Consider the following 20060-nt stretch of genomic DNA (forward strand, 5'->3'; position numbering starts at 1 on the left):
AGCGTGGCCTCGCCGCGGCGCACGCTGGCCGGCCGCGGGGTGGGTTCGCGGGCGGTGGCCTGGCCCCACGGGCTGCTGCCCTTCGCCGCCGGCGGGACGATGGCGCGAAAGCCGGGCTGCCCGGGCTCGGTGGTGTTCACGGCACGGTCGTCGCGCGTGGCTGCCGCTGCCGTCGACGCGCTGGCCAGGCCGCCGGCGGCCAGCCCGGCCGAAGCGATCAGGCGCCGGCGGGCGGGCGACAGCAGGTCGGCCCAGTGCGCGTCATCGTCGCCTGCGTCGATGTGGGTGTCAGCGGGGGAATCCAGGTCGGGGTGCATGAACGGCTCCATGGCAGCATGAGGGGGCAGGCAAGCACGCTCCGGCACGGCCCTCGGCCGCGTCCAATAAGCAGGCGGCATCACTTCATGCGCCTGCGCATGCCGCCATTGAGCGCAGGCGATGGCCGGGCTAGGGTGCCGCTGTACCGTACCGGAGCCCGCCATGACCTCGATCGACGCCGACATCCCGCGCAGGCGCGCGGCCTTCCGCCAGCTGCATGCGCAGGGCTGCTTCGTGCTGCCCAATCCGTGGGACGTGGGCAGTGCGCGCTACCTGCAGCGACAGGGATTCCAGGCGCTGGCGACCACCAGTGCCGGCTGTGCCTGGAGCGAGGGGCGGCCGGATGGTGCGGTTTCGCTGCAGGCCACGCTGGAGCATCTGCGCCTGATGGTGGGGGCGACCTCGCTGCCATTGAATGCCGATTTCGGGGATGGCTTCGGTGCCACGCCGAAGGAGGTGGAAGAGGCGGTGGCCGCGGCGATCGATACCGGTGTCGCCGCATTGTCGATCGAGGATGCCAGCGGTGTGGCCGATGCACCACTGCGCCCGATCCAGCAGGCGGTCGAGCGCCTGCGTGCGGCCCGTGCGGCGATCGACCATGCCGGCGCCGATGTGCTGCTGGTGGGCCGCGCCGAGAATTTCTTTGTGGGGGTGCCGGACCTGCAGGACACCCTGCAGCGCCTGCGCGCCTATGCCGAGGCCGGTGCCGACGTGCTGTACGCGCCGGGCATCAGCACGCGTGAGCAGATCAGCGCGGTGGTGGCCGCGGCAGGATCGAAGCCGGTGAACCTGCTGGTGGGTGGGCCGACGCCCATGCGCCTGCAGGACATCGCCGCACTCGGCGTGCGCCGGGTCAGCCTCGGTGGCGCACTGGCCCGCGCGGCGTGGGGTGGCTTGATGCAGGCGACCCAACCGATCGTGCAGGACGGGAGCTTCGATGGCCTGCAGCAGGCGACCCCGGGCGCGGCGTTGAACGCGCTGTTCCGTTGACGGAAATCCGGTGTGGGCCCGGTTCTGCAGAGCGGTCCGTGGATCCACACCGTGCCTGGAGGGATGCGCCAGCGACTACAGCGCTTCCATCCCGCCCTTCGGCACTGCCACCCCCGGTTCCAGCGCCGGCAGCAGCTGCCGCAGCAGCGCGGGGTTGTCCAGCAGCGCGGCACCGTCCAGATAGCTCCACTGCGTCGTGCCTACCCGGCGTACGGCGACCATGAACGAGGTGCTGCGCATCGGCGCGTCGCGCACGCGCAGCAGTGACTGGCGTGGCACGAAGCAGACTTCCTCGTCGCCGGCGGCGTAGGTGCGCCCAGGCACGCCCGCCTCGTCGCTGACGATGGTGACGCCCGCCTTGTGCAGTTGCTTCACGGTGTCGCGCGTCATCCGCGCATAGGCCTCATCGCCACCGGCAGCCAGCTTCAGGCTGGGATGGGTGCGCGCGATGATCAGGTCGGTATCGCCGCGGGCGAAGGCGTCCATCATCGCCTGCACCTCCCTGCGCAGGGCGGCGGAATCTTCCGGACCGAGTTCACCGGCCACGGCGGATGGAACGGCCATCGTCATCAGCAGGGCCAGCAGCGGGGCAAGCAGGTGTCGGTGCATCGGCGGGCATCTCACGGGCGAGCGCCGCACTATACGGTGGATGCGGAAACAGCATCCCATCGATGGGGCTGGTGCGCCGGATTTCATTACTTACCATTGGTAGTTAGTGAATCCCGGAGCTCTCCCATGCACAGTCTCATCGTCATCGCCCATCCTGATCCTTACTCGTTGACCCACGCCATCGCCGGGCGCATCGGCGAGGCCATCGGCGCAGCCGGTGCCGGCAACAGCGTGGCCCACGCCGATCTGATGGCCGAGGGCTTCGATCCGCGCTTCAGCCTGCAGGACCAGGCCCTGTTCCGCGGCACCGGCGCTGCGCCGGCCGATGTCGCCGCCGAGCAGGCGCGGCTGGATGCGGCCGACACGCTGGTGCTGGTCTACCCGCTGTACTGGTGGTCGTTCCCGGCGCTGCTGAAGGGCTGGATCGACCGCGTGTTCACCCAGGGCTGGGCCTACCAGGAAGGCGCCGACGGCAAGGTGCAGAAGAAGCTGCAACGGCTGCGCGTGCACCTGGTCGGGGTGGGCGGCGCCGGCGCGGAGATGATCCAGCGGCGCGGCTATGGGGCGGCGATGAAAACCCAGATCGACATGGGTATCTTCGACTACTGCGGTGCGCGCGTGCTGTCATCCGAACTGCTGCTGGATGCCGATTCCGGCGCCGCCGGGGCACATCTGCAGTCGGCAGCGGAGATCGGCCGTAAAATCGGTACTCCGATGCGCTGATTGCCGTGCCCTGCCGATGCCTGCCACGCCCGCTCCGACACGCCGCCGACTGACCCGCGAGCAACGCGCCCGCCAGTTGCTGGACGTGGCCTGGGCGCTGGTCGGCGAGGAAGGCACCGATGCACTGACGCTGGGACGCCTGGCCGAGGCGGCGGGCGTGACCAAGCCGGTGGCCTACGATCACTTCGTGACCCGCAATGGACTGCTGGCGGCGCTCTACGACGACTATGACGGCCGGCAGACCGTGGTCTTCCACGAGCGCATCGGCCGCGCCAGGGCGCAGCTGGGCGATCGTGCGGCGGCCATCGCCTCCGGCTACATCGACTGCATCCTCAGCCAGGGCAGTGAAGTACAGGGCATCCTTGCCGCGCTGGTCGGCGCGCCGGAACTGCACGAGGTGCGCCGGCGCTATCAGCAGGACTTCATCGACAACTGCCAGGTCTGGCTGGGCCCGTTCGCCGCCGAGGGTGCCGTGCCCCTGGCGGGGCGCTGGGCGATTCTGGGTGCGGCTGAAGCGCTGTCGGAAGCCGTGGCTGCCGGCGCACTGGACAAGGCCGACGCCGAGGCCGAGCTGCAGCGCGTGATCGTGGCGACGGTCAAGCGGCGCTGAGCCGCATGGCCGGTCAGCTGTTGGCCAGTGCGGCGAACCCTGCCGACAACTGATCGCGCACCAGCGCGTCGCGCGCGTCGCGGCTTTCAGAACCCAGCACCACGGTAATCAGCCGTACCGGCTGCGCCCGCCCGGGCACCGTGCGGCACGCGGTGGCGGCCAGGCAGAAGCCTGCGGCCCGGGTGTAGCCGGTCTTCAATCCATCCACACCGTCTTCGCCAAGCAGGGCATTCTGGTTGTTGCGGCCGAAGCGACCATGCACGAACGCACGCTGTGCGGTGATCGCCAGAATCTGCGGATGATCGTTCAGCAGGCAGGCGGCCAGCACTGCCATGTCGCGCGCGCTGGACGCATGGTGCGGGGTGGTGATGCCGGAGACGCTGGCAAACCAGGTGCTGCGCAGGCCAAGCTGGCGCGCATGCTGGTTCATGCGATCGAGGAATGCCGACTGCGATCCGTCCAGGTGGCGCGCGATCGCCAAGGCAGCGTCATTGCCGGAGATGATCATCAAGCCTTCCAGCAGGCGTGCCAGAGTAATTGTTTCGCCAGGCACCAGGCCCATGCGCGTTTCGTCATCGGCCACCGCATGCACATCGTCGTCGGCAATGGTGACCGCTTCGTCCCATGCGCGCCCGCGTTCTTCGACGCATGCATACGCGGCGTAGGCGGTCATCAACTTGGTCAGTGATGCCGGTTGCCGCGCGGTTTCTGCGTTGTGCTGGTGGATCACCGCGAAGGTGGCCGCATCCAGGGTGATCGAGGACAGCGGCGCGCGCTCTGGAACGGGGAGGGACATGGATCATGCGGTGGCAATGGAGAGCCGCAGGATAGTGCGCGGCGGCTGCATGAAGCTGCAACATTGAAACGATATAACGTATCGTCATTGTGGGCCGCCGCTGGCCCGACGGGATATCCGATGACTGCACACGCGCCATGCCGCTGGCTCCTTACCTCGTTGCTGATCGCGCTGGCAGCGCTGGCGGGCTGCCAGCCCAACCTGCGCGCCGAGGCTGTGCCTTCGGCTGAAGCACGCCCGCACAACGTGATCGTGATGATCAACGACGGCGCCGGTTGGGGCACCTGGGATGCCGCCGCCTACTGGCAGTACGGCAGCCGTGAAGGTGCCCCCTATGCGGATTTCCCGCAGCGCCTGGCGGTGACCACGTTTCCGTTGAATTCCAGCAGCCAGCCGACCGGCGACAATGCGCAGACCCTCGGCTACGACGCGGGCAAGGCCTGGGATACCGAACCGGTGCCGGCGCCGGACCTGCCGTTCGTGGGCTACCAGTACCTGGCGGCGGTGGCGACCGACAGTGCGGCCGCGGGCACCGCGTTGTCCTCGGGCATCAAGACCTACAACAACGCCATCAACTACAACAACGACGGCAACCCGGTCGAGTTCAACACGCTGCGCGCCAAGCGCCTGGGCATGGCCACCGGCGTGGTCACCTCGGTGCCGTTCGCGCATGCCACGCCGGCAGCGTTCGCGGCGCAGAACGCATCGCGCAACAACTACCACGCCATCGCCCATCAGATGCTGGCACAGGGCCACATGGACCTGGTGATGGGCACCGGTGGCCCCGGCTACAGCGTGGATGGCCTGGCCTGTGGGCCGGCCACGGGTGCAGCGCAGGCCGAAGGCTGCGCGACTCCGTGGGAATGGGTGTCGCAGCAGGATTGGCAGCAGCTGGAAGCGGGCCGCACCATTGGCGGCAACCCGTCGGGGCCGTGGCGCCTGATCCGCGGCAAGGAGGAATTCGCCGCGCTGGCGCAGGGCCAGCTGCCGGCCGACCGGCCGCTGATCGGCGTGCCACGCGTGGCCAACACGCTGCAGCAGGCACGCCAGCTGCAGGTGCTGGGCAAGGATGCGGCCACGCCCTCCGGCGTAAGGAAGATCGACAGTGTGCCGGATCTTGCGACCATGACCCGCGGTGCGCTGCGGTTCCTGCAGCAGCGCTCTTCGAACGGCCTGTTCCTGATGGTGGAAGGCGGCGCCACCGACTGGGCCGCGCACACCAGTGCCTGTGGCACCGAATGGCACTACGGCCAATGCAGCGACCAGCCGCAGTACGGCCGCCTGATCGAGGAGACCGTGGAGTTCAACGATGCGGTGGCGGCGGTGGTGGACTGGATTGAACGCAATGGTGGTTGGGAGCGCAACCTGCTGATCGTCACCACCGACCACGACAACAGCATGCCGATGGGCCCCGATGCACAGAACGTCGCCTTCCAGCCGGTGCGCAACAACGGCCGCGGACGCATGCCGGGGATGAGCTTCCGCCCCACCGGCAACCACTCCAATGCGCTGGTGCCGCTGTGGGCCAAGGGCGCGGGCGCGGAGCTGCTTGCAAAGCGCGTGCGTGGCGTTGATGCCGGCTACCGCCAGCACGTGGGCTGGAACGACGGCCGCTACATCGACAACACCGATGTGGCGGCCGCGGTGCAGGAGGCGCTGCAGCGTTAGGGGCGTGCCGGGCAGCGGCCGGCAGCCGCGGGCTGCCCGGTTGGCGAGGTTACCGGCCAGCGGCCAGCACTACCGTGAGTGCTGCTGGGCGGCGGGACCGGGCTGGCCAGTTGCCGGGCCAGCTCGGCGCTGGCCACATGGCCGTGCAGGAACAACAGGCTGCTGAAAATGTTCATGAGCGTGCCTCCACTTGAGTAGATTGCACGATACGGGCAGCATGGGCGTGCAAAAAGAGACATTTCCGCAAGCGCACCTTGAGAGAAGTTCAAGCCTGATGTCCCGTCCGCCCCTCCATGCCCTGCAGGGTTTCGTGGCTGCCGCCCGGCTCGGCAACCTGTCGCGTGCGGCGGCATCGATGAACCTGACGGTCAGCGCACTCAGCCATCAGATGCGCCAGCTGGAGGAGCGCCTCGGCCAGCCGCTGCTGATCCGGCAGCCGCGTGGCGTCACCCTTACGCTGGAAGGGCAGCGCCTGCTGGAGCAGGTCGGCCCGCATCTGGACGCGATCAACGAGGCCTTCCAGCCCTATGCGGCGCGCGCCGAGCACGTGCTGACGATCAGCGCGGTGCCATCGATGGCCTCGGCGTGGCTGGTGCCACGCCTGGGCCACTTCGTGGCTGCGCACCCGCAGATCGAGATCAACCTGCAGTCGAGTGAACGGCTGGTCGACTTCGAGCGGCAGCGGCAGTTCGACGCCGCGCTGCGGCTGGGCACCGGGCACTGGCCGGGGCTGGTGGTGGAACCGCTGTTCGACGAGTGGCTGCTGCCGATGGCCAGCCCGGCGCTGATCGAGCGCATGGGCGGCATCGACCGCGTGCCGCTGACCCATTGGCCGCTGCTCGGTGATCCCGACGGCGCGTGGGGCGCGTGGTTCGCGTTGAGCGGGCAAAGCCCGCCGCCGCGCTTCGTGGCGGTACTGGATGATTCGGAGGCCCACCACCGTGCGGCGCTGGACGGGGTGGGCGTGGCGCTGGGACGAGTGACGCGGGCGCGCCTGTTGCTGGAATCCGGCCAGCTGGTGGCGCTGTCCAGCCAGCGCCTGAAGACGGCGTGGCCGCATTGGCTGGTGTACCCGCAACGCTCGGCCAGTCATCGCGGCTTCCTCGCCTTCCGCGACTGGCTGCACGCGCAGGCCGCCGAACACGTGCGGCACATGGCCACGCAGGGGGCGCCCGGCTAGACAGGTGCATCGGCCTGTCCGGGCGCTGTCATCAGGGCGTGGCCGGCGGCGACGAAGCTGGGCACCTCCGCCCAACGCCGCCTGCCGCCATGCGCTACCGCCTCGCCGTTCTTGATATTGCCGGTACCACCGTTGCCGACCCGGGCCTGGTGGCCCATGCCTTCGCCGAAGCGATGGCCGTCGCCGGCCACGCCATCGAGGTGGAGGATGTGCGCCCGCTGATGGGCTACCCCAAGCCGCAGGCGATCGCACGGCTGCTGGGCGCCACGGTGGACGACCCGCGCGTGGCCCCGATCCATGCCGACTTCGTGGCGCGCATGCTTGAGTGCTATCGCCATGCACCGGGCATTGCACCGCTGCCGGGCGCCGAGGCGCTGTTCGACACATTGCGCGCGCACGGCATCCGTATCGGCCTGGACACCGGCTTCTCGCGTGACATCGCCGAGGCGATCATCGCGCGGCTCGGCTGGCAGGATCGCATCGACGCATTTGTGGCCAGCGATGACGTGCCTGCAGGCCGGCCGGCGCCGTACATGATCCAGGCGCTGATGCAGCGTACCGGGGTGGACGATGCCGCCGCCGTGGTGAAGGTGGGCGACACCGAGGTCGACATCAACGAAGGCCGCAACGCCGGCGTCGGCCTGAATGTTGCGGTCACCACCGGCGCGTTCACCCGTGCCGAGCTGCTGCCGCATGGCCCGGACCACATCATCGACCACCTCGACCGCCTGCCGTCGCTGCTGGGCCTGGCACCTTCCGGCACGGTCGCCGCCGCATGAACCGGCCCTCGTTGCGGGAACGGCTGCAGGGGCACCCGCTGGCGCTGACCGTGTTTGCCGGCAGTGCGGCGCTGTCCACCTATGCCTGCATGTATGCCTTCCGCAAGCCCTTCGCCGCTGCATCGTTCGATGGCCAGCACCTGTTTGGCGCCGACTACAAGGTGTGGCTGGTGGTGGCGCAGGTGCTGGGTTACATGTGCAGCAAGTTCATCGGCGTGCGGGTGATCGGCGAGCTGCGCGCCGAGCGCCGCGCCAGCCTGCTGCTGGGCCTGATCGGCATCTCCTGGTTGGCGCTGCTTGGCTTCGCACTGGTGCCGGCGCCCTGGAACATCCCGTTCCTGTTCCTCAATGGCCTGCCGTTGGGCATGGTCTGGGGCCTGGTGTTCAGCTATCTGGAAGGGCGCCGGACCACCGAAGCGATGGGGGCGATCCTCGCCTCCAGTTTCATCATGGCCTCCGGCGTGGTGAAGTCGGTGGGCAAGTGGCTGCTGCTGCAGGGCGTGAGCGAGTTCTGGATGCCGTTCCTGTGCGGGTTGCTGTTCCTGCCGCTGCTGCTGGTGTCGGTGCGCATGCTCGAACACATTCCCGCACCGGATGCCGACGACCTGCGCGAGCGTTCGCCGCGCCTGCCGATGGATCGCACGCAGCGCCGCGCCTTCGTGCGCCGCTTCCTGCCGGGGCTGGCGCTGATGATCCTGTGCTACGTGTGCCTGACCGTGGTCCGCGATTTCCGCGACAGCTTCGAGGCCGAGCTGTTCCGCGAGCTGGGTTATGGCGGCAGCGCCGGCGTGTTCGCCGCCATCGAAACGCCCGTGGCATTCGCCGTGCTGGCGCTGACCGCCGGGCTGACCTGGTTCCGCAACAACCTCAACGGCCTGATGGCCCTGCACGTGCTGATGTTCATCGGCCTGGCCACCGCCGGCCTGAGCACGCTGGCGTTCCGCGAGGGCATGCTGCATCCGCTGGCGTGGCTGGGCCTGGTGGGCTTCGGCCTGTACCTGGCCTACGTGCCGTTCAACTGCGTGTTCTTCGAACGCCTGATCGCCACCTTCAAGGTCGCCGGCAACGTCGGCTTCGTGATGTACCTGGCCGATGCGTTCGGCTATCTCGGCAGTGTGCTGGTCCTGCTCGGCCATGAGTTCTCCGGCCTGCAGCTGTCGTGGGTGCGCTTCTTCTCCAGCGCCGTGATCCATCTGTCGCTGCTGGGCGGTGCCTGCCTGTTGTTGTCGCTGCTGTACTTCCACCACAAGGCCCTGCGCCTGGCCCGCATGCCGGCGCTCGCCTCCGTCTGAGTCCATCCCCCATGAAGAACACAACCGCCCTCGTGGTCGGTGCCGGCATCGTCGGCCTGGCCGTGGCCCGCGCGCTGGCCGTGCGTGGCTGCAAGGTCACCGTGCTGGAGCGCCATGAACGCGCTGTCGGCGCCTCCATCCGCAACTTCGGCATGGTCTGGCCGATCGGCGTGCCCAATGGACCGCTGTATGAGCGCGCGCTGCGCTCGCGGCAGATCTGGCAGGAGCTGATCGACGTGGCCGGCCTCTGGCATGACCCCAGTGGCTCGATGCACGTTGCCCACGCCGACGACGAATGGGCCGTGCTGCAGCAGTACGCGGCCGCCAATGCGCAGATGCGCCCATGCCGGTTGCTGGACCGGGATGCGGCATTGGCGAAGTCGCCGGCGCTGGTCGCACGCGAACTGCGTGGCGCGCTGTTCAATGCCGATGAGCTGGTGGTCGATCCGCGCCAGGCGATCCGCGCGTTGCCGGATGTGCTGCGCGAGCGCCACGGCGTGCAGTTCCAGTGGCGCACGCCGGTGACGGCGGTGGAAAGCGGCCGGGTGTGGTCCGGCAGCCGCCTGTTCGAGGCCGACAAGGTGTTCGTCTGCAGCGGCCCGGAGTTCGAACAGCTGTATCCGGAGCTGTATGCCGCCGCGCCGCTGACCCGCTGCAAGCTGCAGATGCTGCGCCTGGCCGCGCAGCCGTCCGGATTCCGCCTGGGTGCTGCCCTGTGTGGTGGCCTGTCACTGGTGCACTACGCCGGCTTCCGCGAGGCCGCCGACGTTGCCCCGCTGCAGGCGCGCTACCAGGCCGAGCATGCCGACCTGATCGAGCTGGGCATCCACGTGATGGCGGCACAGAACGGCCTTGGTGAAATCACCATCGGTGATTCGCATGCCTATGCCCATACGCATGACCCGTTCGACGAGCACGCCATCAACCAGAAAGTGCTCGATTACCTGTCCCGTTTCATGCAGGTACCGGACGCGCGCATCGCGCAGACCTGGCACGGCATCTATCCCAAGCTGCTGGACGGCAGCAGCGAGTTCGTCGCCGAGCCCACCCCGGGTGTGACCCTGGTCAACGCCATCGGCGGCGGTGGCCTGGGCATGACGCTCAGCTTCGGCCTGGCCGAGGAACTGGTGGACGGTCGCTACACGGCATTGCGCTGCGCGGCATGAAGCCTGCGCGCGGCGGGTGCAACGCTCGCCGCGCTTTTCCTAGAGGTCGCTGCTGACCATCAGCTGCACCCAGTCACCGGCGAAGCTGGTGATGCCGAACTGCACCGGCTGTCCCTGCGGATCGACGTTGAGCGAGTGCACGCACAGCACCGGCCGCCGCGTTGACTGGCCGAGTACGCGCGCGACCTCGGCATCGGGCAGGCGTGCCATCACCGTGGTGTGCCGGCGCAGGTAGTCGGTGACCCCGAACGCGGCCAGAGTGCGGGTCACCGACGGTGTGCGTGCGAACACCTCACCCAGTCCCGGGAATCGGGTGGCGGGAAAATACGCTTCGCTGTGGTCCACGGTGCGCCCCTCCACCTGGCTGGAGTACACCACCCGATGCACGCGTTCGCCGGCAATCAGGCCGAGCGCACGCGCCACCTGGCGGCTTGGCACCTGCACGCGGGCATCGAGCAGGGTGTAGTGGCTTTCCACGTTCAGGTCATGCATGGCCCGGCCGAAGCGCGTGCGCCGGCTGATCGGGTAGTGGTACGGATGTTCCTGCACGAAACTGCCGCGACCGGTCTCGGTGCGCACGTAGCCACGCTCTTCCAGCGCCTCGATCGCGCGCCGCACGGTGTGGCGGTTGACCGCGAAGCGCTTGGCCAGCACCTGCGCCGAGGGCAGTGCATCGCCTTCCACCAGCTGGCGTTCGCGGATCTGCCGCAGCAGCGCCTGTTCGATCTGCTGCCACAGTGGCAGCGCCGAATCGCGTGGCGTCAGGGCCGGGTCGGGCATGGTCATCAAACCTCCATCTGCGGCTGCTGGACTAGACAGGTGCACTGCACGTGCAGGCATATCAACGCGCTGCGATTGCAATGGCATGACACGGGCTACGGAAACCATGGGCGAACACATCCTCGACAACCTGAAGCTGGTGCTGGCCGATGAGATCGTGCACGGCCATGTGGTACTGGACGGGCTACGCATCCACGCGGTGGGGCAGGGGCGCGTGCGCAGGGCGGGCGCCGAGGACTGCGGCGGCGACTGGCTGCTGCCGGGGTTTGTCGAGCTGCATACCGACAATCTGGAGAAGCACCTGGTACCACGCCCGGGCGTGGCCTTCCCAGCGGCCGCGGCCGTGCAGGCGCACGATGCGCAGCTGCTGGCTGCAGGCATCACTACGGCCTGCGATGCGCTGGCCGTGGGCGACGTGGAGGCCGACAGCGTACGCGTACGCAGCCTGCAGGCCGCGCATGCGGCGCTGGCCGAGGCGCGCCGTGGCGGTGGCCTGCGCAGCGACCACTACCTGCACCTGCGCGCCGAGCTGCCGTATCCCGGGTTGCTGCCATTGCTGGAGCCGCTGCTGGACGATCCGGCGGTGCGCCTGCTGTCGCTGACCGACCACACCTCGGGGCAGCGCCAGTTCCGCAACCTGCACCGCTATGCGGCTTATTACGGTCTGCCGGCCGACGCACCGGCCCCCTATCTGGATGACCTGCTGCAGGCACGCCGGGCCCAGCAGGCGCGCTATCGCCCCGCACACCTGCAGCAGGTGCTGCAATGGGTGCGGGAACGGGGCCTGTGCCTGGCCAGCCACGACGATACCGTGCCCGCGGATGTGGACGAGGCCGTGGCCAGTGGTGCGCGCATCTGCGAGTTCCCGACCACGCTCGAGGCGGCCGCGGCGGCGCGTGTGGCCGGCCTGACGATCGTTGCCGGCGCCCCCAACCTGGTGCTGGGCGGCTCGCATTCGGGCAATGTGGCAGCGCTGGAACTGGCCCGCGCTGACTGCCTCGACGTGCTGTCCTCCGACTACGTGCCGGCCAGCCTGCTGCCGGCGCTGGGCGTGCTGTGCGCGCAGCTGGGCTGGAGCCTGCCGCGCGCGGTGGGCACGGTCAGCCATGCACCGGCACAGGCGCTGGGCCTGCGTGACCGGGGCCGCATCGGTGAAGGCCTGCGCGCCGATCTTGTGCGGGTGCGTGGAACCCTGCCGGACTACGTGGCCGAGGTCTGGGTGGGTGGCCGCCGCCTGCTGGCCCAGTAGCCACCCTCGCGATCACCTAGACAGCTGCCCCGACCTGCCTAGTGGATGCCGCCTGCGCTTCACCGCGCTGATTGAAAGTGGCCGCCATCACCGCTCCCGCTGGAGCGGTCCACTTTCCCTTGCCGCCGCCATCGCCATGTCCACTCTGCCTACGCGCCATCCGCTTACCCTGGGCCTGCTCGCCCTGCTGCATGCCCCGCTGGCCGTCCAGGCCGCGTCCCCGGTCGCGACTGATGCCGCACCCACTCCCTCTGCCGTCGATCTGGATACCGTCACCGTGGTCGGCAGCATCGTCAGCGGCGAGAAGCAGGCACTGGACGCCCAGCGCGAAGCCAGCAACCTGATGAACGTGGTCAGCGCCGATGGCATCGGCAAGCTGCCCGACCACAACGCCGCTGAAGCCGTGCAGCGGGTACCGGGCGTGTCGATCGAACGCGACCAGGGCGAAGGCCGCTTCGTCGCCGTGCGTGGCCTGCCCGCACAGTGGAACTCGACCACCCTCAACGGTGACCGGCTGCCGACCGCCGAAGAGGAAACCACCAGCCGCGCCACCGCGTTCGATTTCTTCCCCACCGAGCTGATCGAGCGCATTGAAGTAAGCAAGACGCTGACGCCGGACCGTGAAGGCGATGCCATCGGTGGCCAGGTGAACTTCGTTACCCGCACCGCGCCTGCGCGCCGCACCTTCGCCGCCAGCGTGGCCGGCAACTACAACGACAAGGCCGTCGATACCGGTACCAGCGCCAATGTGCTGTATGGCGACCGCAGCGCCGATGGCCGCTTCGGGTTCCTGATCAACGGCACCTACTGGAAGCGCCCGTGGGCGACCGACAACTTCGAGCCGCGGCGTAGTGCCGATGGCCTTGGCATCTACCGCCTGGAGCTGCGTGACTACACTGGCGAGCGCACCACCCGCGGTGTCAATGGCGGCATGGAATTCCTGCCGGCCGATGGCCACCGGCTGTACGTGCGCGGCCAGTATGGCGAACTGAGCGACGATGAGACGCACTACAAGCACCGCTACCGTTTCGACAAGGATCGCGTCGAGCTGCAGAACATCCACAACGAGCTGATCACCGAGTTCAGGACCTTCGAGTTCGGTGGCCAGCACACCTTCGGCCGCGGCCAGGTGGACTGGAAGCTGGCCAGCGCCGAGAACGACTTCCGCTACGGCTGCATTCCCACCTGTGCCGACAACGCCTACTTCGTGGTCCAGTTCAACCAGGGCAAGGTCGGCTACCAGGGCCTGCAGGATCGCGGTGCAGGGCGCAACTCGTACAACACCATCGATGGCGGCAACGTCGCCGCCGATACCCCGCAGACCCATCTGCCGCCGGGCTTTTCGATGGACCCACGGAAGATGTCGCTGAGCGCCGTGGAGCTGTACCGGGTGGCGGTCAATGAGAAGGACAGGGCCGTCGCGCAGCTGGACTTCACCTTCGACGCCAGCGACACGCTGACCTGGAAGACCGGTGCCAAGTACCGTGACAAGCAGCGTCGCGCGCGCTTCTCCGACGAGTTCTATGCCTGGAACACCGCAACCGGCGGCCCGGTGCCGACCCTGGCCGACTTCCCGTTGATGGACCAGCCCGGCCGCAGCGGCTATGACATCGGCAACGGCCGCGACTACGCCCGTGACTTCTCGCAGGTGGTGCCGATGCAGGCCCTGGCCGAGTGGTACCGGCAGAACAAGCAGCGTCTGGTGCTGGTGCCGGGCGATTCGGCGCTGGTGGCCAATGGCGCGGCGCTGGGCCGCAACTTCGACGTGGCCGAAAAACAGTACGCGGCCTATGCGATGGGCACCTGGACGCCGGACGAGCGCTGGGACGTGGTCGGTGGCGTGCGCCTGGAACGCACCGCCACCGACGTGCGTGGGCAGGTGCTGGAGCGCGATGCCGATGGCAGCAGCGCGCTGGTGCCCAACCTGGGTCGCAAGCGCTACACCTCGGTGCTGCCGCAGCTCAATGTGCGCTTTTCGCCGCGCAGTGACCTGAACCTGCGGTTGGGCCTGACCCGCAGCTTTGCCCGCCCGAACTTCGGCGACATCAATCCGGGTGGCTCGTTCATGGAGGCCGATGGCACCTTTGCTTCCGGCAATGCCGATCTTGACCCGACCTATTCGGACAACCTGGACCTGATGGCCGAGTGGTATGCCGGACCGCTGGGCCTGTTGTCCGGCGGCGTGTTCTACAAGAACATCAGCAACCCGGTGTTCCAGAGCAGCAGCACCGGCAATTTCAACGGCAACACCAATGTCACCTTCTACCGGCCCGAGAACGGCGACGACGCCAAGCTGTGGGGTGCCGAGTTCGCCTTCGTGCGCCGCTTCGATTTTTTGCCGGGCCTGTGGAGCAATTTCGGCATCAATGCCAACCTGACCCTGATGGATTCGCGCATGCGCATCCCGGGCCGCAGCGGCAACGTACCGATCACCGGCCAGGCCGACCGCCTCTACAACGTCACCGTGTACTACGACGATGGTGCGTTCGCCGCCCGGCTGGCGACCAACCACAAGGGCGCCTACATCGAATCGCATGGCGACAGCAGCACCACCGATGCCTGGTACGGTGCCAACACCTCGGTCGACTTCAGCGCGTCCTACACGTTTGATCGCTGGACCGTGTTCGCCGAACTGAGCAACCTGACCAACGAACCGCTGAAGTACTACCAGGGCAGCCCGCAGCGGCCGCTGCAGGTGGAGTATTACGGCCGCCGCGCGCAGATCGGCCTGAAATACCTGTTCCAGTAGCCCGCACGCGCTCTGCAGCGTCGAGCCATGCTCGACCAGGCCTCTGTAGCGTCGAGCCATGCTCGACTGCGTGTGCGCTTCATTCACCGCACCAGCGTGACCGCCTGTCCGGCCCGGGCGAAGGCTTCGCCCAGCAGCGGGCCTGCCTTGATCGCCTGCACCTCCTTGAACAGCGCCCGCAACGCATCGGCCGGGCGCGATGCCGGCGCCGCGACCGCCTGCTGGATCACGGTGAAGCGATCGGCCAGCACGCGGTGGCCAGGATGCGACCGCGCCCAGGCTTCCAGTGGCTGGCGCACGCCGGCGGCAGCATCCAGGTGCTGCTGGTCGAACAGGTCAATGGCGGCCGCGGAGGTGTCGGCGCGTTCGATCCTGGCGTGGCGCAGCTCGCGGCTGAGGAACAGGTCGTAGGCCGCGCCGCGGCCGACCGCGATGCGCAGGCCATCGTGGTCCAGGTCGGCCACCCGCTGCGCCGGGCTGTCCGCACGCACCAGGTAGGTGCCTTCGATCTCCACATACGGCGCGCTGAAGGCGATGCGGTCCGCCCGCGCCGGATCAATCGCCAGGAAGGCCAGGTCCCATTCGTCCTGATTGGCCGCAGCAACCACCGAGGCTGCTGCGTCGTGACAGGTGAAGCGGGCCTGCACCGCCATCCGTTGCGCCAATGCGGTGGCCAGTTCCAGCGTGGGGCCACGCGGCGAACGCGCGTCTCCCTGTGCCAGCACCGGATTTCCCAGGTTGATCGCCACGCGCAGGAATCCCTGCGGTGCCAGCGCGTTTCGATGGTCTGCCAGGGACATGCCGGGCTCCGCAGGAAGGGGAACCCCAGCATGCCAGCGCCGGTGTCCGTGCGGCGTGCACTCAGCCGCGCGCGGCGAACGTGCCGTGGAAGCCCAGCGGCACCGCGTAGGGCAGCCAGGCCTGTGCGATCGGGCCATCGTCCAGGTGACGCGCATCGAGTACGGCCAGGCCACTGCGCGTGTTCACCGGATCGAGCAGGGTGCCGATCAGCCAGCCGTCGTCGGCGTTGCGGCTGCCCGGGCGCGGAACGAATACGTGTTCCTCGGCCATGATGTCCGGCCCGTAGTGCCACAACTGGCGGCGGCCCCGCTCGATGTCGAATGCAGCCACGGCGTTGAAGTAGGGCGCGTTGGCCGGACCATCGATGGTGGGCGCGTAAAGCCGCGCACCACGGGTGTTGGCCGAGCGCGGATCGAACAGCGGAAACTCCACCGCGCTGATGCCCAGCGACTCCCAGCGCGCCTGGCCACGGCGCAGGTCCAGGTGCAGCTCGACCAGGCTGGCACCACTATTGGCCGCATGTGCCCCATCGCCGGCCATTGCTTCCTTCATCGGTGAGCGCGCTTCGTTGATGTCGTCGTGGCGCACCGCGCGCAGCACGATGCCGCCGTCGCGGGTGAACGCATCGCCGAAGTGGTAGATCGCTGCGAATGGCGCCTCGAACCATTGCGCCTTGTCCGGCGCATCCTTGGCGACCACCGCGATGCGCGCCGCGCGCTGCGGTGCGAACTGCATGCGTTCGAAGAAGCTGCCGCCGGTGCCGGTGAAGTCGAACGGCATCAGCACGAAAACGAGATGCTGTCCGGTCATCGCGAAGGCATGCAGATAGCCATGCTCGGGTGTTTCGATCACGTTGGCGCTGCGCAGCTGACCGTCCTTGCCGATGTGCCAGACCAGCAGGCCGTGGCCCCCCATCAGGCTGATCGAGCCGAAGTTCCATACGCTGCCATCGCGGTCGGGCAGGGGATGCGCGGAGAACGGCAGCGCGGCCAGGTCCGGGCGCCAGGTGACCGGGCCGAGGGTCTGCAGCGAATCGGGGTCCACCTCGAACGCCGAGCCGGATTCGCACAGCGCGAACAGGCGGCCGTTGATCATCGTCACCGAGGTGTTGGCGACGTTGGCATCGTCGTTGTTGCGCACCGCCAGTGCACCGGGGACGCTGGTGCCCGCAGCGGGGTACTGGAAGCGGCCGGCCTTCTGCTCACGGCTGAACTTCGGCGTAGCTACCATGCGCCCGTGATGGGTCAGGCTGCCATCGCCGTTGAAGCGCCAGCCATGCACCATGCCGTCGCCGTCGAACCAGTGGTCGTAGCGGAAGCCATCGCGCTCGGTCCAGGCCGGGCCATTGCGGTACAGCGTACCGGCCAGCCCGGCCGGCAGCCGGCCCTGCAACTGCACGGTGGCCGGGCCGAGACTTTCACTGCTGACGCTGCGCCAGCCGAGCAGCCACGGGTGCTCCTGCAGGCCCTGCGCGAAGTGCGCAGGGTCGCCGGCGAAGGCGGGTGCGCTGCGCAGGGCGGTGGCGCCAAGCGCCAGGCAGGCACTGCTGCTGAGCAGGGTACGAAGGAAGCGGCGACGGTCCATGATGGCCTCGGGTCTGGATGCAGGAATCAGCGCAGGGTGATGTCGATGGCGGCACCAGCGGCCGGCACGTTGACGCGCGCTTCGTCGAAGGTCGGCTTGCGCATCACCTGCGGGTTGTTGCTGAAGCCGTAGCCTTCCACAGGCATGCCGACCAGGTTGGTGTCGAGCTTGCCGTTGTCGTTCTCGTCGTGGGTGAGCAGCACCGCGTAGCTGCCGGCCGGCACGTTCTTGAATACGAAGTGGGCACTGTCGCCACTGGGCCTGGCCTGCTGCGCCTGCACGGGCGCCGCCTTGCCGTCCCAGGCGGTGGCGTTGTCGACCAGGGCAACGCGCAGCGTGCCGGTCTGCACGCGGACATCGTGTACGGTCACGGCCAGATCGGCGGCGTGGGCGCCGCCAGCCAGGGCCAGGGCGGTCAGGACGGTGCTGAGCAGGGCGGTGCGGATCATGGCAGTGGCTCCGGAAGTGGGCGGTGTGTTGTGGAGTGGGGTCAGTCTGCGCGGGGCGTGGGGCCGGTTTCAGGGCCAGTGGTCATCGATTCGACGTGCCAGAAGTCACTTTCTGCGCTGGACCCATTGCCGACGGCAGGCGCGGCCGTCAGCATCTGGCCATGCCCAGCCTGCTCCGCCACCTGTTGCGTCCGCTCAGCCTTGCCGGTCTGGTGACCGTGCTGGCGGTCGGCCTGTCATTCGCGGTGCAGCGCGGCGAGGCCGCCCCCAGCCTGCTGTTGCTTGCTGGGTTCCTGTTGCTGTTCGTGCTGCACGGCTGGGCGTCGATGCCGTCGCGTGTGCGTGCGGTCGCTGCCGTGTTGCAGGCGCTGCTGGCGGTCGCCCTGGTCGCGTTGCAGCCGCGCACCGGCACCGCCCCCGTGCTGCTGGTGGTGCTGGTCGCGCAGCTGGCCGAGCACTGGCCGCCGCGCTTCGTGCTGGGTGTCGCATTGCTGGCCAACCTGGCGATGTATGCGGTGCTGCGCCACAGTGGCTTCAGCCAGCCGCTGCTGGTGGTGCTGCTGTACGGCGGCTTCCAGGCGTTCGCCGCACTGACCGCACACTACGCACGCAGCACGGCCCTGGCCCGCGATGACCTGGCCCGGGTCAACGCGGATCTTCTGGCCACGCGCGCATTGCTGGCCGACAGCGCCCGCGATGCCGAGCGCCTGCGCCTGGCGCGCGAACTGCACGATGTAGCGGGCCACAAGCTCACCGCGATGCGGTTGAACCTGCGTGCGCTGGCGGCTGATCCTGCGCTGGCCGGGCGCGACGGCCTGGTGCTGGCCGAGCAGCTGTCGGGCGAACTGCTGGCTGACATCCGCCAGGTGGTGCAATCGATGCGCGATGATCGCGGCCTCGATCTGGCCACCGCACTGCACGCGCTGGCCGCACCCTTCCCACGGCCGAAGCTGCAACTGCGGATCGGCGAGGGCGTGCGCGTGACCGATCCGCTGATGGCCGAGACTGTGCTGCGGCTGGTGCAGGAAGCGCTGACCAATGCGGCCCGGCATGGCAACGCAGGCACCGTATGGCTGGCGATCAACGAAGAGGAATCCCGGTTGCGTATTGATATCCGTGATGATGGCCAGCGCAGTGAGCGCATCCGCGAGGGCAATGGCATCGCCGGCATGCGCGAGCGTCTGGCTGCGGTGCGCGGTCAGCTGGAACTGGCGCGCACCGCACAGGGCGGCATGCACCTGACCGCATGGTTGCCGGCATGAGCGGCGCCGCGATCCGCGTTGCCCTGGCCGACGACCAGGCGCTGGTCCGCGCCGGCCTGCGTGCGCTGCTGCAGGGGCTGGGGGTGGAGGTGGTGCTGGAGGCCGAGGACGGCCAGGCCCTGCTGGACGCGTTGGCCACGCAGCCGGTGGACGTGGTGCTCAGTGACATCCGCATGCCCGGTCTGGATGGGATCGAGGCGCTGCGCCAGCTGCGCGCACGTGGCGATGCCACGCCGCTGCTGCTGCTGACCACCTTCGATGAGAGTGACCTGCTGCTGCGTGCCAGCGAGGCTGGTGCACAGGGCTTCCTGCTGAAGGACGCCGCGCCGGCCGACCTGCGTGAGGCGATCGAGCGCGTCGCCGCCGGCGAGACGCTGCTGATGCCGGTCAGCACCGAGCCGGTGCGCGCGCGCTACCGCTTTCACGACGAAGCGCCCCCCAGCGATACCTTCGGCGAACGCGAAGTGGCGATCCTGCGCCTGCTGGCTGGCGGCTACAGCAACAAGGAGATCGCGCGCAGCCTGTTCCTGGCCGAAGGCACGGTGAAGAACTATGTTTCCGCCATTCTCGACAAGCTTGGTACCCGCGATCGTACCCGTGCGGTACTGAAGGCGATTACCCTGCGCATCATCTGACTGCGCCGCGCGAGGAAAACCCGTGAACCCGATCCTGCATGTCGAGATCCCCGCCAGTGACCTGGCCCGTGCCATCGCCTTCTACCAGCAATGGCTGCAGGTGGTGGTGGACGAGCCGATCCTGCTGCATGACTGCCACATGGCCTACCTGCCGTTCTCGGATGACGCGACGGGTGCCAGCCTGTCGCTGGTGCAGGGGGCGGACTACCTGCCCTCCGAACAGGGCGCGCGCCTCTATATCGGTGTCGATGATCTTGAGGCCAGCCTCGACCGTGCGCTGCAGGCCGGCGCCGAACTGCGCTTCGGCCCGGCCGACGCCGGCGACTGGCGCGTGGCCGAGATCCGCGACAGCGAAGGCAACCGCATCGCACTGCAGGCCCGGGCCGTTCTGTAGCGTCGAGCTTGCGCGACTGCTGTTGA

Annotated in this window: 20 protein-coding genes and 1 pseudogene; 13 read left to right on the top strand and 8 right to left on the bottom strand. The window is 68.5% G+C overall.

Annotated features, from left to right (window positions below):
* Positions 1-317 (bottom strand): annotated as a pseudogene (locus QRO93_RS16395) (aromatic ring-cleaving dioxygenase); the annotation flags it as partial.
* Between the two features lie 163 nt (positions 318-480).
* Here QRO93_RS16395 and QRO93_RS16400 point away from each other — a divergent pair.
* Positions 481-1308, top strand: a complete 828-nt coding sequence (locus QRO93_RS16400; RefSeq protein ID WP_180879915.1) for an oxaloacetate decarboxylase — start codon at positions 481-483, stop codon at positions 1306-1308.
* Positions 1309-1383: 75 nt separating this feature from the next.
* Here QRO93_RS16400 and QRO93_RS16405 read toward each other — a convergent pair whose 3' ends face one another.
* Positions 1384-1917 (bottom strand): hypothetical protein, encoded by a 534-nt coding sequence (locus QRO93_RS16405; protein ID WP_180879917.1) that lies wholly within the window; start codon positions 1915-1917, stop codon positions 1384-1386.
* Positions 1918-2043: 126 nt separating this feature from the next.
* Here QRO93_RS16405 and QRO93_RS16410 point away from each other — a divergent pair, with 126 nt between their 5' ends.
* Positions 2044-2640, top strand: coding sequence for an NAD(P)H-dependent oxidoreductase (locus QRO93_RS16410; RefSeq protein WP_180879919.1), 597 nt, complete (start codon positions 2044-2046; stop codon positions 2638-2640).
* A gap of 16 nt (positions 2641-2656) precedes the next feature.
* A complete protein-coding gene (locus QRO93_RS16415; protein ID WP_180879921.1) occupies positions 2657-3250 on the top strand; it encodes a TetR/AcrR family transcriptional regulator in 594 nt (197 codons plus the stop codon).
* A 13-nt stretch (positions 3251-3263) separates the two neighbouring features.
* On the opposite strand, the gene QRO93_RS16420 is transcribed toward QRO93_RS16415, so the two are convergent.
* Positions 3264-4046: a D-alanyl-D-alanine carboxypeptidase family protein gene (locus QRO93_RS16420; protein WP_180879923.1), complete on the bottom strand. Its 783-nt coding sequence runs from the start codon at positions 4044-4046 to the stop codon at positions 3264-3266.
* 120 nt (positions 4047-4166) lie between these two features.
* Here QRO93_RS16420 and QRO93_RS16425 point away from each other — a divergent pair, with 120 nt between their 5' ends.
* Entirely contained in the window at positions 4167-5714 is a 1548-nt protein-coding gene (locus QRO93_RS16425) for an alkaline phosphatase (protein ID WP_180879925.1), read from the top strand.
* On the opposite strand, the gene QRO93_RS16430 is transcribed toward QRO93_RS16425, so the two are convergent.
* Positions 5711-5890 (bottom strand): hypothetical protein, encoded by a 180-nt coding sequence (locus QRO93_RS16430; protein WP_180879958.1) that lies wholly within the window; start codon positions 5888-5890, stop codon positions 5711-5713. The two genes, QRO93_RS16425 and QRO93_RS16430, sit on opposite strands and share 4 nt — an antisense overlap.
* 98 nt (positions 5891-5988) lie before the next feature.
* Here QRO93_RS16430 and QRO93_RS16435 point away from each other — a divergent pair, with 98 nt between their 5' ends.
* The 4 genes from QRO93_RS16435 to QRO93_RS16450 all read left to right on the top strand — a co-directional run bounded on the left by QRO93_RS16435 (position 5989) and on the right by QRO93_RS16450 (position 10131).
* A complete protein-coding gene (locus tag QRO93_RS16435) occupies positions 5989-6894 on the top strand; it encodes a LysR substrate-binding domain-containing protein (protein WP_180879927.1) in 906 nt (301 codons plus the stop codon).
* An 89-nt stretch (positions 6895-6983) separates the two neighbouring features.
* Positions 6984-7673, top strand: a complete 690-nt coding sequence (locus tag QRO93_RS16440; protein ID WP_180879929.1) for an HAD-IA family hydrolase — start codon at positions 6984-6986, stop codon at positions 7671-7673.
* Positions 7670-8965: a DUF5690 family protein gene (locus tag QRO93_RS16445; protein ID WP_180879931.1), complete on the top strand. Its 1296-nt coding sequence runs from the start codon at positions 7670-7672 to the stop codon at positions 8963-8965. The genes QRO93_RS16440 and QRO93_RS16445 overlap by 4 nt, the downstream gene beginning before the upstream one ends.
* A gap of 11 nt (positions 8966-8976) precedes the next feature.
* The gene (locus QRO93_RS16450; RefSeq protein WP_219626262.1) at positions 8977-10131 is read left to right on the top strand and encodes a TIGR03364 family FAD-dependent oxidoreductase; all 1155 of its coding nucleotides are present in this window, start codon (positions 8977-8979) and stop codon (positions 10129-10131) included.
* Between the two features lie 39 nt (positions 10132-10170).
* On the opposite strand, the gene phnF is transcribed toward QRO93_RS16450, so the two are convergent.
* Positions 10171-10917, bottom strand: a complete 747-nt coding sequence (phnF, locus tag QRO93_RS16455; protein ID WP_180879933.1) for a phosphonate metabolism transcriptional regulator PhnF — start codon at positions 10915-10917, stop codon at positions 10171-10173.
* Positions 10918-11017: 100 nt separating this feature from the next.
* Here phnF and QRO93_RS16460 point away from each other — a divergent pair, with 100 nt between their 5' ends.
* Both QRO93_RS16460 and QRO93_RS16465 read left to right on the top strand, forming a co-directional pair.
* Complete coding sequence (locus QRO93_RS16460; RefSeq protein WP_285304287.1) at positions 11018-12160, top strand: alpha-D-ribose 1-methylphosphonate 5-triphosphate diphosphatase; 1143 nt, start codon at positions 11018-11020, stop codon at positions 12158-12160.
* A gap of 136 nt (positions 12161-12296) precedes the next feature.
* Positions 12297-14909, top strand: coding sequence for a TonB-dependent receptor (locus tag QRO93_RS16465; RefSeq protein ID WP_180879937.1), 2613 nt, complete (start codon positions 12297-12299; stop codon positions 14907-14909).
* An 83-nt stretch (positions 14910-14992) separates the two neighbouring features.
* Here QRO93_RS16465 and QRO93_RS16470 read toward each other — a convergent pair whose 3' ends face one another.
* From QRO93_RS16470 to QRO93_RS16480, 3 genes are all read right to left on the bottom strand, one after another.
* Positions 14993-15709, bottom strand: coding sequence for an ABC transporter substrate-binding protein (locus QRO93_RS16470; protein ID WP_180879939.1), 717 nt, complete (start codon positions 15707-15709; stop codon positions 14993-14995).
* 61 nt (positions 15710-15770) lie between these two features.
* Entirely contained in the window at positions 15771-17294 is a 1524-nt protein-coding gene (locus QRO93_RS16475; protein ID WP_180879941.1) for a carotenoid oxygenase family protein, read from the bottom strand.
* A 26-nt stretch (positions 17295-17320) separates the two neighbouring features.
* Entirely contained in the window at positions 17321-17743 is a 423-nt protein-coding gene (locus tag QRO93_RS16480; RefSeq protein WP_049458304.1) for a DUF2141 domain-containing protein, read from the bottom strand.
* A 161-nt stretch (positions 17744-17904) separates the two neighbouring features.
* On the opposite strand from QRO93_RS16480, the gene QRO93_RS16485 reads away from it, so the two are divergent.
* The 3 genes from QRO93_RS16485 to QRO93_RS16495 are packed head-to-tail and all read left to right on the top strand — an operon-like array spanning position 17905 to position 20034.
* Complete coding sequence (locus QRO93_RS16485) at positions 17905-19005, top strand: sensor histidine kinase (RefSeq protein WP_180879943.1); 1101 nt, start codon at positions 17905-17907, stop codon at positions 19003-19005.
* Positions 19002-19640 (top strand): response regulator transcription factor, encoded by a 639-nt coding sequence (locus QRO93_RS16490; protein ID WP_180879944.1) that lies wholly within the window; start codon positions 19002-19004, stop codon positions 19638-19640. The genes QRO93_RS16485 and QRO93_RS16490 overlap by 4 nt, the downstream gene beginning before the upstream one ends.
* Positions 19641-19662: 22 nt before the next feature.
* A complete protein-coding gene (locus QRO93_RS16495) occupies positions 19663-20034 on the top strand; it encodes a VOC family protein (RefSeq protein WP_180879946.1) in 372 nt (123 codons plus the stop codon).
* The last annotated feature ends 26 nt before the right edge of the window (positions 20035-20060 follow it).

Source organism: Stenotrophomonas maltophilia group sp. Smal17, from assembly GCF_030237045.1.
In the GTDB taxonomy this organism is placed as follows: Bacteria; Pseudomonadota; Gammaproteobacteria; order Xanthomonadales; family Xanthomonadaceae; genus Stenotrophomonas; species Stenotrophomonas forensis.

What these genes read in the sequence shown, in the direction of transcription:
- QRO93_RS16445 (WP_180879931.1), top strand. Translation starts at nt 7,670, where the DNA reads ATGAACCGGCCCTCGTTGCGGGAACGGCTGCAGGGGCACCCGCTGGCG.
- QRO93_RS16400 (WP_180879915.1), top strand. Translation starts at nt 481, where the DNA reads ATGACCTCGATCGACGCCGACATCCCGCGCAGGCGCGCGGCCTTCCGC.
- QRO93_RS16470 (WP_180879939.1), bottom strand. Translation starts at nt 15,709, where the DNA reads ATGTCCCTGGCAGACCATCGAAACGCGCTGGCACCGCAGGGATTCCTG.
- QRO93_RS16475 (WP_180879941.1), bottom strand. Translation starts at nt 17,294, where the DNA reads ATGGACCGTCGCCGCTTCCTTCGTACCCTGCTCAGCAGCAGTGCCTGC.
- QRO93_RS16490 (WP_180879944.1), top strand. Translation starts at nt 19,002, where the DNA reads ATGAGCGGCGCCGCGATCCGCGTTGCCCTGGCCGACGACCAGGCGCTG.
- QRO93_RS16440 (WP_180879929.1), top strand. Translation starts at nt 6,984, where the DNA reads ATGCGCTACCGCCTCGCCGTTCTTGATATTGCCGGTACCACCGTTGCC.
- QRO93_RS16410 (WP_180879919.1), top strand. Translation starts at nt 2,044, where the DNA reads ATGCACAGTCTCATCGTCATCGCCCATCCTGATCCTTACTCGTTGACC.
- QRO93_RS16460 (WP_285304287.1), top strand. Translation starts at nt 11,018, where the DNA reads ATGGGCGAACACATCCTCGACAACCTGAAGCTGGTGCTGGCCGATGAG.
- QRO93_RS16430 (WP_180879958.1), bottom strand. Translation starts at nt 5,890, where the DNA reads ATGAACATTTTCAGCAGCCTGTTGTTCCTGCACGGCCATGTGGCCAGC.
- QRO93_RS16450 (WP_219626262.1), top strand. Translation starts at nt 8,977, where the DNA reads ATGAAGAACACAACCGCCCTCGTGGTCGGTGCCGGCATCGTCGGCCTG.
- phnF (WP_180879933.1), bottom strand. Translation starts at nt 10,917, where the DNA reads ATGACCATGCCCGACCCGGCCCTGACGCCACGCGATTCGGCGCTGCCA.
- QRO93_RS16480 (WP_049458304.1), bottom strand. Translation starts at nt 17,743, where the DNA reads ATGATCCGCACCGCCCTGCTCAGCACCGTCCTGACCGCCCTGGCCCTG.
- QRO93_RS16405 (WP_180879917.1), bottom strand. Translation starts at nt 1,917, where the DNA reads ATGCACCGACACCTGCTTGCCCCGCTGCTGGCCCTGCTGATGACGATG.
- QRO93_RS16425 (WP_180879925.1), top strand. Translation starts at nt 4,167, where the DNA reads ATGACTGCACACGCGCCATGCCGCTGGCTCCTTACCTCGTTGCTGATC.
- QRO93_RS16420 (WP_180879923.1), bottom strand. Translation starts at nt 4,046, where the DNA reads ATGTCCCTCCCCGTTCCAGAGCGCGCGCCGCTGTCCTCGATCACCCTG.
- QRO93_RS16435 (WP_180879927.1), top strand. Translation starts at nt 5,989, where the DNA reads ATGTCCCGTCCGCCCCTCCATGCCCTGCAGGGTTTCGTGGCTGCCGCC.
- QRO93_RS16415 (WP_180879921.1), top strand. Translation starts at nt 2,657, where the DNA reads ATGCCTGCCACGCCCGCTCCGACACGCCGCCGACTGACCCGCGAGCAA.
- QRO93_RS16485 (WP_180879943.1), top strand. Translation starts at nt 17,905, where the DNA reads ATGCCCAGCCTGCTCCGCCACCTGTTGCGTCCGCTCAGCCTTGCCGGT.
- QRO93_RS16465 (WP_180879937.1), top strand. Translation starts at nt 12,297, where the DNA reads ATGTCCACTCTGCCTACGCGCCATCCGCTTACCCTGGGCCTGCTCGCC.